This window comes from Pseudomonas fragariae (ex Marin et al. 2024), from assembly GCF_059621105.1.
The window spans coordinates 5,236,437-5,250,415 of the sequence record NZ_CM184369.1 but is presented as its reverse complement, the minus strand read 5'-3'; the positions used below and the strand labels follow the sequence as shown (position 1 = coordinate 5,250,415).

The window sequence follows — 13,979 nt, the reverse complement described above, 5'->3', positions numbered from 1 at the left end:
TGTTACCTCTGGGTAGAAGGTTTGATATGAGCAATGCCGTGCATAACATTTATGCCGTTAATCGTTGGCGGCCAATAGCGGGCAGCCCGTCGTTGGTGACCGATGAAAGCGTTCTGGTTATTATTCCAGTCACTTCTGCGGCGGGTGTGTCGCCAAACAGGCAGAGATTATTGTCGTTGGTTGGCGGTCAGGCTCACTGCAGCTTTACTGCGCTGGATACGCTGGAACGTATGACCGCGACACTGGCGGACTACATCCCGGGAACGATTAAAAGTATCCTCTGGATCGGCGGTAGCCTTGATGTCTCTGTGCACGCAGAGGATCAAGGTTTACAGTATGGTATCGAAGAAAAAATCTTCTTCAGGTTCTTCAAGGCGTTGCTGGAATTAAAGGCTGATGAAGTCAGGTTGTCGATCACGGTCGTCACCAAGAACAACTTCAATGTCAACAACGAAGGCACTAACACAGCGGTCAACGCCGGGTTGCACGGGTTTGTCGGTGCCGCTGCGAAAGAATACAGCCATTGGACGATAAGCTTGCTTGATGTCGATGACGCCTTTGTGGCGCGTGCGACCTCAAACCCCTCGCTGGTGCGCTCGTCGCAAGGCATTGAAAAAAGAAAAGTCAAAGGACAGACGTATTGCTGCCGCGACGATCAATGGTATGCCGAGCACCTGGAGGTGTTGCCGGTTGAAAACGGCAGTGAGCCGGTCAAGCCGATCTACCGTGACAACGGGGTATATCTGATCATCGGTGGTGCCGGTGGCCTGGGCCAGGCCTGGACCGAAAGTCTTTTGCAACGGCACGATAGCCAAGTCATTTGGGCAGGTCGAAAAGCCATTAATGATGAAATCCGTCATTCATTGCGTGCCATGGAGAGACTCGGTCGTGCTCCCCTGTACGTATCGGTTGATGCCACCCAGCCACACCAAATGGAGCAATTACGACACACCATCCTCCGTCAATATGGCCGGCTGGACGGCATTATTCATTCGGCAATCGTCCTGGAGGACAAGACGGTTGCCAATATGTCTGAAACAACCTTTAGTTCGGCCCTTGCTGCGAAAGTGGATATTTGCCGAAACATCGAAAATTACTTTGCCGATCTAGACCTCGACTTCATCGCCTTCTATTCCTCGATCCAGAGCTTTGCTCGCCAGGCCGGGCAGAGTAATTACGCTGCGGGGTGCACCTTTAAAGACAGTTTTGCCCATTACTTGCAGGCCAAGTGCGCAACTACCCATGTCAGAACCATGAACTGGGGGTATTGGGGAACCGTCGGCATTGTCAGTGATGCGTCGTATCAAAAGGTGCTGGAAAAAAGCGGGATGGCGTCAATCAACCCGACCATCGGCATGTTGGCCTTTGAGGCGTTGATTGCAGGGGATCATTTACAGGCCAGTTTTATCGCTGCCTACGATCCAGAAAAAATAACATTGATAGATAAGGTGACACTTCATCAGAACACTACAGAATTTGGTTTTGTGCAATCAACAACTCAGTTAAATAACGATGTAGTGGAGGGCTGTATGATGGAATATGTGTATCGGAATGAACACTATATGGCCCTAAGGGAGGAAGGCGTTTTTTACCTGGAGGACATGGACAGCTACCTTTGCCGGATCGTCGCTGCCGACCTTGAAACCTTGGGCGTGTTTTCCGGTACTGAGTTTTCCGTTGAAGACGTGCTTCGCAAGACCGATATTCGCGCAGTTTTTTCGCGCTGGTTGACGGAGACCCTGATGAGCCTTGTGCGCCAGGGCTACCTTCGTCACGACGCCGGTCAATTCAGCAAAACGGCAGAGTTTCCTGAGAGCGATGCCAGCGCAGCCTGGCTCTCCTGGAACACCGCAAAAGTTGAATGGCTGCTGGATGATAATAAATCCGCTCAAGTCAAACTGGTTGAAGCCTTGCTGATCCATACCAAGGAGATACTGACCGGGAAAATAAAGGCCACCGACGTCATGTTCCCTGACTCTTCGATGCGCATGGTCGAGGGTATCTATAAAAACAACCGCGTTGCTGACTACTTCAACCTGGTGCTTTCGAGGACGGTGGTTGACGAAATCAACACGCTGCTGGCCGCTGACCCTCAGCGGAAAATTCGCATTCTGGAAGTGGGCGCTGGCACCGGCGGTACAACCGCCGTGTTACTCAAGCACCTGGCGCCGTTTCACGCCAACATCGCAGAGTACTGCTACACCGACCTTTCGAAGTCGTTTCTGTTTCATGCCCAGCGGGAATACGGGCCAGGCAATCCATTCTTGCGCTACGAGATTTTCAACGTAGAAAAGTCGGTCGATGACCAACCACTGCAGCGTGATTACTACGATATTGCAGTTGCCACCAACGTGTTACACGCCACCAGTGACATTGCCGCCTCGATTCGCCGGGTCTGGGAAGTTTTGAAAGATCAGGGCTCATTGATCGTCAACGAGCTCAGCCGCAATACCTTGTTCAACCACCTCACGTTTGGTTTCCTCGACGGTTGGTGGTTGTACAACGACGATCACATCAGGGTGCCGGGCTCTCCGGTTCTGGAGCCTGCCACGTGGCACAACACCGCCCTGCAAGTGGGTTACGGCTCTACGCAGTTCCCCGCCGAGCTGGCCCACGACATGGGGCAGTTCGTGATGTTGATGCGTGCGCAAAAGCACGCCGCGTCCCTTGCCCCCAAGGTCGTTGAGTCCGGATCCAGTCATTCATCAGGGAACGAGTCCTCCATGCATACCCCGTCAAATACCCCTTCGGCTGTCAACGTTGCAATGTTGAAAGCCAAGAGCCAGGCGTTTTTCACTGATCTGATCGCCGACGTCGTTCAGCTTCCTGTCGATGAAATCGCGCTGGACCTCTCCCTCGAAAAACTGGGATTCGATTCTATCCTGGTCGTCACCCTCACCAATAAACTGCGTGAGCATTTCGAGCAGGTCAGCAGTTCCCTGCTGTTTGATATTGATAGCGTCGAAGGCATCATCGATTACTTTATCGAGCAAGATAAACAGGCCTTGGCGGCGTTGCTGGGTATTGATTTCAGCGATGCACAACCACCTAGTGCTGCCCCGGTTGCCGTTGCTTCTCACACCCAGGCCCCTGCCAGCGCACCTGCGGTTACTCAGTTTGACGTGATCGACCTGGGCGCATTCTCCCTTCAAGAGGTTGACGCCCCGTCGGCGTCACTGCCTCAGGTGTCTGATTTCCAGGAAACCTACCCTGAACCCCGTCGTTCCGGCGATATCGCGATCATCGGTCTGAATGGTACTTACCCTGGCTCGCGGACCCTGGACGAGTTCTGGGAAAACCTGTCGCAAGGTCGTGACCTGGTGACCTCAGTGCCCAAGGCAAGGTGGGAGCAAACCGGCTTTAATCGGGTCGAAAATCCGGAAAATTTCAAGGGCGGCTTTATTGACGGCTTTGACCAGTTCGACGCGGAGTTCTTCGACTTCAGTGAAACCGATGCGCTGCTGACAGATCCTCAGGAACGCAAATTCCTCGAATGTGCCTTCTCGGTGCTGGAAGATGCGGGCTACACCAAAGAGTCCCTGGCCGAAAGTGACATGACCACCGGTATCTATGTCGGCGCGATGTACCAGGAGTATCAGCTGCACAGCGAAACGGCTAAAGGTCTGTACGAAGGGCAGGCCATCTCCAACAGCTTTGCCTCCATTGCCAACCGTGTTTCCTACATCCTGAACCTGGAAGGCCCTAGCGTCGCCATAGACAGCATGTGTTCGTCATCGCTGTCCGCCGTGCACCTGGCGTGCTCTGCGTTGAAGCTTGGGGAGATTGATTACGCGATTGCCGGCGGGGTCAATCTGACCTTGCATCCCAACAAATATGGTGTGCTGAAACAGGGCGGCGACCTTTCGCAGACCGGTAAATGTGCGAGCTTTTCCGAGAGTGCAGACGGCTATGTACCGGGAGAAGGTGTTGGTGCGGTCTTGTTGAAACGCTACGAGGATGCGCTGCGCGATGGCGACCACATCTATGGGGTGATTACCGGGTCGCTGATCGTTCACGCAGGCAAGACCAATGGGTATACCGTTCCAAGCCCGAAAGCTCACAGTAAGCTGATCTCAAAAGTGGTCCAACAGGCCGGCATTCGTTCTGCGGACATTTCGTACATTGAAGCGCACGGTACGGGCACCCATCTGGGCGACGCCATCGAAATTCATGGGCTGAGGCAGGCGTTTTCCATCGATCAAGACTCGGCACAACAAGGTAAGTTCTGCTCGGTAGGCTCGGTGAAATCGAATATCGGTCATTGCGAAAGTGCCGCAGGCATGGCCGGTTTGACCAAGATTCTGCTGCAACTGAAATACCAGCAAATCGTCCCTTCGCTCCACTCGAAGAAAATTAATAAAAACCTGCAGATCGAAAAAACCTCCTTCTCGATCCCCCAGTTGCTGTCCCATTGGCGTCTGCCGAATAAAGAGGTCAAAAAGCGGATTGCCGGCCTGTCGTCCTTTGGCGCGGGCGGTGCGAATGCGCACTTCATCATCGAAGAGCACGAGGAAGTGTCGAATCAGGTCAATTACACGATGGATTACCCGGAACTGATCGTGTTGTCCGCAAAATCAAAGGAGGCGCTACACCAGAGAGCTGCGCAGTTGCTGGGCTACATCCACTACAACGCTCAGCAAAACACCTCCCTGAACAACCAGCCACGATACTGGTTGGGCAACATTGCCTATACGCTGCAAACCGGCCGCACTCAAATGCCGTACCGCCTGAGCTTCCTGGCGGACTCCATCGAGCACCTTGAAGACAACCTCGATGCATTCCTGAATGATAAAAAAGGCAAATCCCCGCTGCATGTCTGCTATGCCAGCGAGATGGACGCCACAGCGAAGCTGTTGTACGAGGATAACTCCCTTGAGCTGATTCTTTCTGAATGGCTGAAGCAAGGTAAATACCAGAACATCGTCGCGCTCTGGGCCAAAGGGGTGGTGATTAACTGGGGCGGCCTGCTGGGGAAAAGAGGGCAACGTATCAGCCTGCCGACCTACCCGTTCTCACAAAACCGTCATTGGTTGCCGATGGGCAACCACACGGCCGGCGTGTCTCAAAAAGTCGAGGCAGCTCCTGTGCAGCAGCGGGTGAAAACCGTAGCCGCTATGGTTGAACCGGTCGTTGAAAAAGTCGCAGGGAAGATTGTTCAGAAAACCGTTGAGCCGGTGGTTGGCGAGCCGGTCATTACGGCACCGGTGGCGGTCGAAAAAGTCACCGCCGAACCGAAGTCGTTGTTTATTCATCGCTGGAACAAGGTGGACGTGAGCCCACATCCGAAACCGGCGCAGGCCGATACGAAAATCTGTGTCGTTGGCCTGGACACCCTGGATTACTTCCAGCGAGATCTGGAGACCTGCGGCCTCGATGCCGGCTCTTCAGAATGGCAGCAAGTCCTGCCGAACGGCTTTGCCCAGTCCTTCGCTGATCTGGCCAAGTCCGTCTCACGTCAACTGGCGAAGAAGGTCAAAGCCTGGCTGGCGGACAGCACTCAGCCTTTGCACCTGCAAATCATCATGCCGTTCGATCGCCAGTATCAACTCTATGCAGCATTGACCGGGGCGTTGGAACAGCACGTGCTGGGTGCTGCCAATGTCAAACTGACGATTATTTACTGTGAAGCCTTGTGCTCGTTTGCCAACATTTCGACGCTGATCAACCGTGCAGCAGACACACAGACTCACATCGCTGAATACCTGTGTGCCCACGACAGTATCTATGCCGGCAGCGTGCAGAAAGTCAGCCAGCCGGAATCAGGCTCGTTACTCAATGACAACTGTGTCTATGTCCTGGCAAACGGCTTGAATGAGGTGGGCCAAAGTGTGATTCGTGCGATTGATGATGAAACCAGCGGATGCCATATCGCAATCCTGGGTGACGCGCTTTCAGCGCCAGACATCGATGAGCAAATCGGGTTACTTCAGAACAGCCTGGACAATACCAAAGTCGGCTACTACGCGGCTGAACTTGACGATAGAAAGTCCGTGTTCAATGCACTGTTGCTGATAAAAGACCAACTGGGCGATATCCAGGGTGTGCATTACATTGTTCCGGCCGATGACAAGGTTCAGCAGCATAAGGAACCGTTGAAAGACAAGGCGCTTATTCGTCATCTCGCGGCACTGATTAACCTAGATGAGGCGACCTACTCATTTGACTCCCAGCTGCAATCGTTCTCCATCGTCATGACCGTCGAGGAACACGACAGTAAACAGCTCAACACCCTGGCAAAAACCTTTGGTCGTTATCGCGCGGCGTTGCAGGGTACTGGTTACCGCGAAGGCAAGACCGTAGCGCTGGAAGTGGAGGGCAACGCGGCCAATGACATTGCCACTGCATTTATTCACGCCCTGGACAAAAACCATTCGGATGAGCAATTCGCGTTCATCTGGAAGGCCGCAACTCTCGCTGACAACACGCCAGTCATTCAACCGCAGGTAACCGTGGAACCTCCCGTTGCATCGCCTGCGCCACTGGCAGCGGTCGCGCAAAAACAGCCAGCCTATTCGTTTGATGGCGCCAGCGACGAGTTGCAGGCAACGGTTTCCTGGTTGGTTTCAATCTCCTCGGAGTTGCTGGACAAGGAGTCAGCTTCGTTTAGTCCTGTAGCAACGTTTACTGAAAACGGCTACGAGTCGATCAGCATTGTTGGGTTGTGTGAGTTGATCAACAGCCGTCTGGGGCTGGCGATCTCTGTGGTGGTGTTTTTCGAGCACGACACCATTCAGTCGTTGGCACAGTACCTGGTGGCTGAGCACGGCGACCAGATTGAAGAAGTGTTAGAAACCGACGTGGAGGGCTGATGCAATGAATGTCAGGACCGATGCGCTCGCCAGAGACACCGCCTCGCCGCTGAACCAGGGGATAGTCTATCCCTTGCACAGGATATTTATGTTCGGCGGGCAGGGGTGTCATTACTATCAGATGGCGAGCCATCTATTCCTGACGCATTCAACGTTTCGTGAAGCCATGCTGCGGCTGGATCTGATAGGCCAACGCATACTGGGTAAATCGGTAATCGCGGAGATTTATCGTAAAGACAAGTCTCGCAGCGATGACTTCTCCTCTATCACGTTCACTCATCCGAGCATCGTGATGGTGCAACTGGCACTGGTCTCAACCCTCGCTGCTGAAGGGATCACCGCTGACTCGGTGATCGGCACGAGTTTGGGGGAGTTCATTGCCGCTTGTGTTGCCGGTGCCATTTCGGATACGGATTTATTGGCTGCAATCTGTGATCAAGCCTTATTGATAGAGCAGTTTGCAGGACAAGGCAAGTTGCCGAAAGGCGGCATGCTGTCGGCATTGATTACCCCGGATGAAAGGGACGCACTGCTCGCCGAGTTTCCTGAAGTTGCTGTTGCGGGTGTGCATCACTCACGACACGTCACCTTTTCGGGAGATACGTGGGTGATTGATGCGTTGGAAAAGAGCTGCCAGCAACGAGCTTTTTTATATCAGCGGATCGCTGTGGACTACGCCTTTCATTCGCCTGCCATACGCCCGTTAAAAGCGGCTTCTTTAGCGTCGATAAAAAAGTACACAACCGGGGCATTCACGCTGCCTTTTTACTCCTGTGCAACGGTTGCGCGGTGTCGTGTGATTGACGCCGAGCACTTTTGGGGGATCGTTGAGTCACCCATCAACTTTGCAGACACCATCGACTTGATAGAGGCAAGCGCCACAGGCGCGACGCCTGTGTATGTTGATCTTAGTCCTTCCGGATCGTTGCATGGATTTGTCAAACAGCATCTGGGTGCGTTCAGGGCAAAGCAGGTCCCTGTGAGCCTGACGCTGATGTCCTTGATGAGTAACGACACGACTCAATACCAGGCCGGCGTGCTGACCCTAAAGCGCCTTGCAAAGGCGTATAGCGAAAGCGCTATCGCTCAACCCGGGCCTCAAGACACTACCTTGGTAAATCATTCTATGGAAAAGACTCGAACAAGCGTGGTCGGCAATAATCCAGCAAAGAACACTGCCCTTGTTTTTCCAGGACAGGCCTCACAGCGAGTGGGCATGGGGCGTGAATTGTTCCAACGTTTCCGTCGGCAGACTGAAATCGCCAGTGATATTCTGGGATATTCCATTGAGCAGCTGTGCCTGGAAGACCCACAGAAGCAGTTGAACAAAACACAGTACACGCAACCTGCGCTGTATACCGTGTGTGCATTGCAGTACCTCGCCTATCGGGAAGATAACGAGGTGGTGATCAAGTTCCTGGCCGGGCACAGCCTGGGAGAATATGCGGCGCTGTTCGCCGCGGATGTCTTTGACTTTGAAACGGGACTGCGCATCGTCAAGCACCGCGGGGAATTGATGTCTTCCGCGAATGCCGGTTCCATGGCCGTGATCCTGAATTATAAAGCTCAGGATCTGCAGCAACTGCTCAACGATAACGGCATTACCAGCATTGATGTTGCAAACATCAACTCTCCGGATCAGTTGGTGATTGCAGGGCCGCATCAGGCGCTGGAGGCGTTTGAAGGCATTATCAACTCGCTGGCGGGCACCTACATTCCTATTCCGGTGGGGGCACCTTTTCATTCGCGCTACATGCAGCCGATAGCACAAGATTTTGAGCGGTTTCTCGAGCCTTTCACGTTTCGACCGATGAATAAAACGGTGATCAGTAACGTCACCGGTTTGCCCCATCAGAATGAAACGCTGAAGAGCCAACTGGTGAAGCAACTGTACAGCCCAGTGCAGTGGTTGGACAGCGTTCGTTACTTGATGGGGTTGGAGGTCGATGAGTACGTAGAGATCGGTCCTGGTGATGTGCTCACCAAACTGACAACAAAGATCCGCAATAAATGCTCGCCATTAGTCTTGGGTGAGAAAGTCATTCGCCAAGTGCCAGGCAGCACAGAAAGCGTGGAAAGCAAGGTTGCCCGGCAGCCTGCGAAAGACGGGTTGGGTAAGGCTTTCAAAAGTCGCTGGGGCCGGGGGGATGAGTTTTCTAGTTATTTTGGCCTGGATTACCCTCATGTCCTGACGCTCTCGGAAGATAATCTGGATTATTCTTTTATAGAGCGTGCACAGGCGTGCGGACATCTAGCTTTTCAGGCAGTTCCTTGGACCGCTGAGGCGATTGATTCCGGTAGCCTGGACAGCATTCTGTCGAGATTGGGCGCCAAAAGATCCAATGACTCCGGGTGTGTGGGGGTGGCTATTACCCACAGTGAAAACGATAAGGTTCTGTTTTCAAAAGTTCTGGCGCATCAGTTGAACGCTGTCGCCCTGACCGGCGTCTACGGTATGACGACTGAACTGGTCTACTACCGGGTTATTTCGGCCTACCTAGGGCGTTTTAGTAGTACCCCACAAAAGAACAAGTTGTTTATCAGCGTGGATGATCCTCGCTGTGTTCAGGGCTTTTACCAGAAGCTACCGCAAGGTGTTCTTGAGCGTTTGCACCTGCAAGGGCGAATTGATGCTGCTCAGTTTGAGTTTGCGAAAAACATCGCTGCCTGTGATGCCATTATTCTCAATAATGAAGAGCATGACCTGGAGGCATTGATGGGCATTAACCGGTTGAGGGTTGAACACCCTGAACTGGATATAAAGATTGGCATCGAAGGCGCGCTGTCGGCCCCGAACGACTTCACTCAAGGGACGCTCAGTCAAATAGATTTTTTTGTCAGCAGTGAGTTGAACGTGCTGATAGGCGAGTCTTTTTTGCCTGGACTGATCAGGCAGACCCTTTTTTCCGCAAGCGACGCCTTTATAGTGGATCTCCCAGATCCTAAGACGATCCATTTTGGTGGGCGAGCCAAGACGTACATCACTAATGATCCAGCGATTCGCCAGCGTGCGGGTAACGCCCATGGTTGGCTGTCGGATGATCAAAGGCCAACGCTATGCAGGTTGCTACCGTCCAACTATCTGGCCATTTCCGAATGGCTCAAGGTTCAGTTCGTCAATAAACAGCCATCGTTGGCTGAGTTAAGCTCGGCTCTTTTGAATGGCGTATAGGCTGCCAGGGCTTTGAGTATTTGGACTGTCTCTTTTTTGTATATATTTAATTGCCAGGGAATGCCGGTATGTCCAATCTGTTTATTTCTAACGTCGTGTTTGATTTCGGCGAGTCGAAGTCAATTGATAGCTTGTCATCTTGCATGAGTCCTGATGAGCTTAAGGCCTTTCGGGCGGGCGGCTTTGAATATTATGTAAATGAAAGTCGTGACGTTTATGCTGTGTGCGAAAAGGTAGCCGCGAAGGTCCTGGATGAGAGCCATGTCGGTCGAGAGGATGTGACCGATATTGTCTATATCAGCTCAACCAAATTCATTGACAAGGTCGTTGGCCTGAGTGTCTACCTCTCGAAGTTGGCAGCGAATATCGGTATTCATAAGGCGACGCTGTATGCCTTGTCTGCGGGGGAGTGCGGTAATTTCGTTCATGCCTTGCGTTTTTGTGGGCAGATCCTGCAGGAGCGTCCAGACAGTAAGGTTTTGTTGGTATTCGCAGAAAAGCTGATGACTGACGAGGAGCGGCATTATCCTGGAACGGCGATTTTAAGTGACGGGGTGGCAGTTTGTCTGGTGACCTGCGAAAAAACCGGAAACTGCTACGAGGTTATCGCGCGGTCGGAGGCCACCGACCACCGAGTCACTAAGGCTTATGCTGAACAGAAAAATATTGATGCGTTGCGGCTCGCCTTGACCGCAATTCATACGCTGTCTAGGGATATTTTTTTGAAAGTTGATTTTGATAAAAGTGCTATAAACCACTTCATAACCAATAACTTTATTATGCACTTGTCCAAAATGTACATTATGGAGGTCGGCGGCGACGCCTCAAAACTCAGGCTGCCAACGCGGTCTCCGAAAGCGCATGTTTTTACGATTGATTGTTTGTTGAATCTGACTGGGACCCCGATGGATGATGGTGATTTGGCCTTTTGCCTGAGTTTTGGCATGTTTTTTTGGGGGGCATGCATCGTTAAGTACCATGCCTGAAAAAGCTTTATGACCGCGTGTTTATGCCTTGGGGACGTACGCGCGCGGACGGGGTCGAGTTGCGGGGCGCGCGGTGAGTGACCAGGTATTCAATGAATTTTTGTCAAGTGAAATGTTGCTATTGTGCAAGGGTGTGATATGCATGAACTACTGAAGGTAGCGATTGAGTCTGCTGTACTGTTATTTGTTCCGGGACCGACTAATACGTTATTGCTGGCGGCCGGCGTGTCCAAGGGGTTTTTGAAGTCTGCTGGTTTACCGCTGTTCGAGCTTTCCGGCTACGTGATTGCGATCACCTTCTATTCCATTCTGATCGAATATGTCTCGGGCAATACAGGTTGTCTGTTTTTCATGAAGGTGTTCTGTGCGGGCTATATATCTTACATGTCTTGCAAGACGTGGAAGCTTTCAGGTAACTTTTTAAAAGCGACCGAAACTATTTTGGGAATTAATATATTTATTACTACGCTGTTTAATCCGAAAGCATTTATTGTGTCTTCGATCATCTTTTCCGTTACGCTTATCGACGATCCGCTTTTAATTGCTCAGGAAATGCTGGTCTTTTCTGGGGTTATGTTGCTGGCATCCCTTTTTTGGCTGAGCGTCGGAACTTTTGTCAATCTCCATTCGCAGGAAGGAGGGGGCACAAGGCGGGTAATACTTAAAGCATCAGCATCGGTATTGATGATGTTTTCTTGCGCTATATTATATTCAGGTGTTTCCAGCCTGCTGAGCTAATACTATTGATGACCAATATGAGCTGGACAGCAGTTTGCACAACCGTCTGTAGCAGCAATCATACCCTCCATGAATTTCCCCAAACTCCGAAGGATCACACGTGAGCCAGTCCCTGATTGCTGCCCTGCAAAACCCGGCCCTGTTCCCCCATCCGGTGGATCAGTTCCACGTCATCGAGACCCATATTTCCTGGGTCCTGCTTACGGGTAACTACGCTTATAAAATGAAGAAGCCGGTGAATTTCGGCTTCCTCGATTTCACCACCCTGGAAGCCCGCAGCCACTTTTGCAATGAAGAGCTGCGCCTCAACCAGCGCCTGACCGATAATTTGTATCTTGAAGTGTTGCCAATCACCGGCAGCGCAGAAGCACCGCAATTGGGCGGCGACGGCCCGGTAGTCGACTACGTGCTGAAAATGCGCCAGTTCCCACAAAGCCAGCTGCTCAGCACCTTGCAAGCCAACGGCGAACTGACCAGCGCGCACATCGATGAACTGGCCAAGCAGATCGCGCACTTTCACCTGAATGCCCCGAAGGTGCCGGCCACACACACCGCCGGCACGCCACACGACGTCATGGTGCCGGTGCTGCAGAACTTCGAGCAGATCTGCCCTTTCCTCAGCGACAAGGCTGACCTGGCACAACTGGAAGCTTTGCAGGCCTGGGCCGAAAGCAGCTTCGAGCGCCTCAAGCCACTGTTTGAACAACGCAAGCTCAATGGTTTCATCCGCGAATGCCACGGTGATATTCACCTGGGCAACGCCACTATGATTGATGGCCATGTGGTGATCTTTGACTGCATCGAGTTCAACGAGCCATTCCGCTTCACCGACGTGTATGCCGACACCGGTTTCCTGGCGATGGACCTGGAAGACCGTGGCCTCAAAAGCCTGGCGCGGCGCTTTATCAGCCAGTACCTGGAACTTACCGGCGACTACCAAGGCCTGGAACTGCTGAACTTCTATAAAGCCTACCGCGCCCTGGTACGCGCCAAGGTTGCACTGTTCAGCATGCCTTCCGAGGCAGACGCGGTGCAGCGCGCAACCACCCTGCGCCAATACCGCAACTACGCAAACCTGGCAGAAAGCTACAGCACCACCCCCTCGCGTTTCCTGGCCATCACTCACGGCGTGTCAGCCGTCGGCAAAAGCCACGTGGCCATGCGCCTGGTAGAAGCACTGGGGGCAATTCGCCTACGTTCAGATGTAGAGCGCAAGCGCCTGTTCGGCGAGCAGCATGTCGAGAACAAGCCGCAGGCAGGGATCTACGCCGCAGATGCCAGCGCCGCCACCTACGCGCGCTTGAACGAGATCGCCGACACCGTACTGCGCGCTGGTTTCCCGGTGGTACTGGATGCGACCTTCCTCAAGCGTGAACAACGCGACGCTGCGGCGAAAATCGCTGAGGCCACCGGCGCACCGTTCCTGATCCTCGACTGCAATGCGCCACAGGCCGTGATCGCCGCTTGGCTGGCACAACGTCAGACAGCCAAGAACGATCTGTCCGACGCCACCCTGACCGTCATCGAAGGGCAGCAGGCCAATCGTGACCCGCTCAGCGCCGAAGAGTTGCTGCTCAGCAAACGCGTGGAGACCAATGAAAGCGGGACGCTTGACGCGTTGGTTGCGCAAATTCGTCAGCGACTGTCCCGTTCGTAAGTAAAATTTATTGACATCAAGCCCTCATCAGATAAGGGGCAAGAAATACTGGCATTTTTCTTGACCCTTTTTGCGCCTTTTTCATGCTGACGTTGCCGACAGTGGCATCGTAACTCCATCGAGCCTTCCTCGGTCATCCGCAGTGCCGACAGCATAGAACGGCACCATCTATCTTTTTGCGTAGGCTGAATCAAATGCATCGAGAGTGAATTTAAGTCATTTGCTGCCTGAATATGCCAGCTATAGCCTTAATCGAACAACATTACCCCCCCCCACCTGTTCAGCCTGCTGCAGAGTCACGTCCCACGGCTGGAAAATACTATGGGCTGGCGCTGGCATAGCGGTGACGTAGCGATCTGGGATAACCGCGCCACCCAGCATTACGCGCTAGATGATTAAGGAACCCAAGAGCGCATCGTACGCCGGGTGACCTTCAAGGGCGAAGTACCGGTGGGCGTGCAAGGACAGCGGAGTCAGGTCACGAAAGGTCCTTAAAGCGGAATCTGGACGTTGCAAGCCAAATTGCAAGTGTCGATCGAAAAAACCAGCTATAGCAGACCAACAACTATTGATGGTGTAAAACGTGAAGGATAATCATGCAGAAAATATTAGTTGGC

Annotated in this window: 5 protein-coding genes and 1 pseudogene; all 6 read left to right on the top strand. The window is 52.8% G+C overall.

The window, feature by feature from the left end:
- The first annotated feature begins 26 nt into the window (after window positions 1–26).
- Window positions 27–6,809 carry an SDR family NAD(P)-dependent oxidoreductase gene (locus AC54XV_RS22690; RefSeq protein WP_080396043.1) on the top strand — a complete coding sequence of 2,261 codons (6,783 nt, stop codon included), beginning with the start codon at window positions 27–29 and terminating at the stop codon, window positions 6,807–6,809.
- Between the two features lie 4 nt (window positions 6,810–6,813).
- Entirely contained in the window at window positions 6,814–9,981 is a 3,168-nt protein-coding gene (gene fabD / locus AC54XV_RS22685) for an ACP S-malonyltransferase (protein WP_058398957.1), read from the top strand.
- Between the two features lie 68 nt (window positions 9,982–10,049).
- Complete coding sequence (locus AC54XV_RS22680; RefSeq protein WP_058398956.1) at window positions 10,050–10,967, top strand: beta-ketoacyl-[acyl-carrier-protein] synthase family protein; 918 nt, start codon at window positions 10,050–10,052, stop codon at window positions 10,965–10,967.
- Between the two features lie 138 nt (window positions 10,968–11,105).
- Window positions 11,106–11,705, top strand: coding sequence for a LysE family translocator (locus AC54XV_RS22675; protein ID WP_058398955.1), 600 nt, complete (start codon window positions 11,106–11,108; stop codon window positions 11,703–11,705).
- Between the two features lie 100 nt (window positions 11,706–11,805).
- Entirely contained in the window at window positions 11,806–13,362 is a 1,557-nt protein-coding gene (locus AC54XV_RS22670; RefSeq protein WP_058398954.1) for a bifunctional aminoglycoside phosphotransferase/ATP-binding protein, read from the top strand.
- A 273-nt stretch (window positions 13,363–13,635) separates the two neighbouring features.
- Window positions 13,636–13,857: pseudogene (locus AC54XV_RS22665) on the top strand (TauD/TfdA dioxygenase family protein); the annotation flags it as partial.
- Between the last annotated feature and the right edge of the window lie 122 nt (window positions 13,858–13,979).

Coding starts and splice junctions, on each gene's coding strand:
- AC54XV_RS22690 (WP_080396043.1), top strand. CDS start 27: ATGAGCAATGCCGTGCATAACATTTATGCCGTTAATCGTTGGCGGCCA.
- fabD (WP_058398957.1), top strand. CDS start 6,814: ATGAATGTCAGGACCGATGCGCTCGCCAGAGACACCGCCTCGCCGCTG.
- AC54XV_RS22680 (WP_058398956.1), top strand. CDS start 10,050: ATGTCCAATCTGTTTATTTCTAACGTCGTGTTTGATTTCGGCGAGTCG.
- AC54XV_RS22675 (WP_058398955.1), top strand. CDS start 11,106: ATGCATGAACTACTGAAGGTAGCGATTGAGTCTGCTGTACTGTTATTT.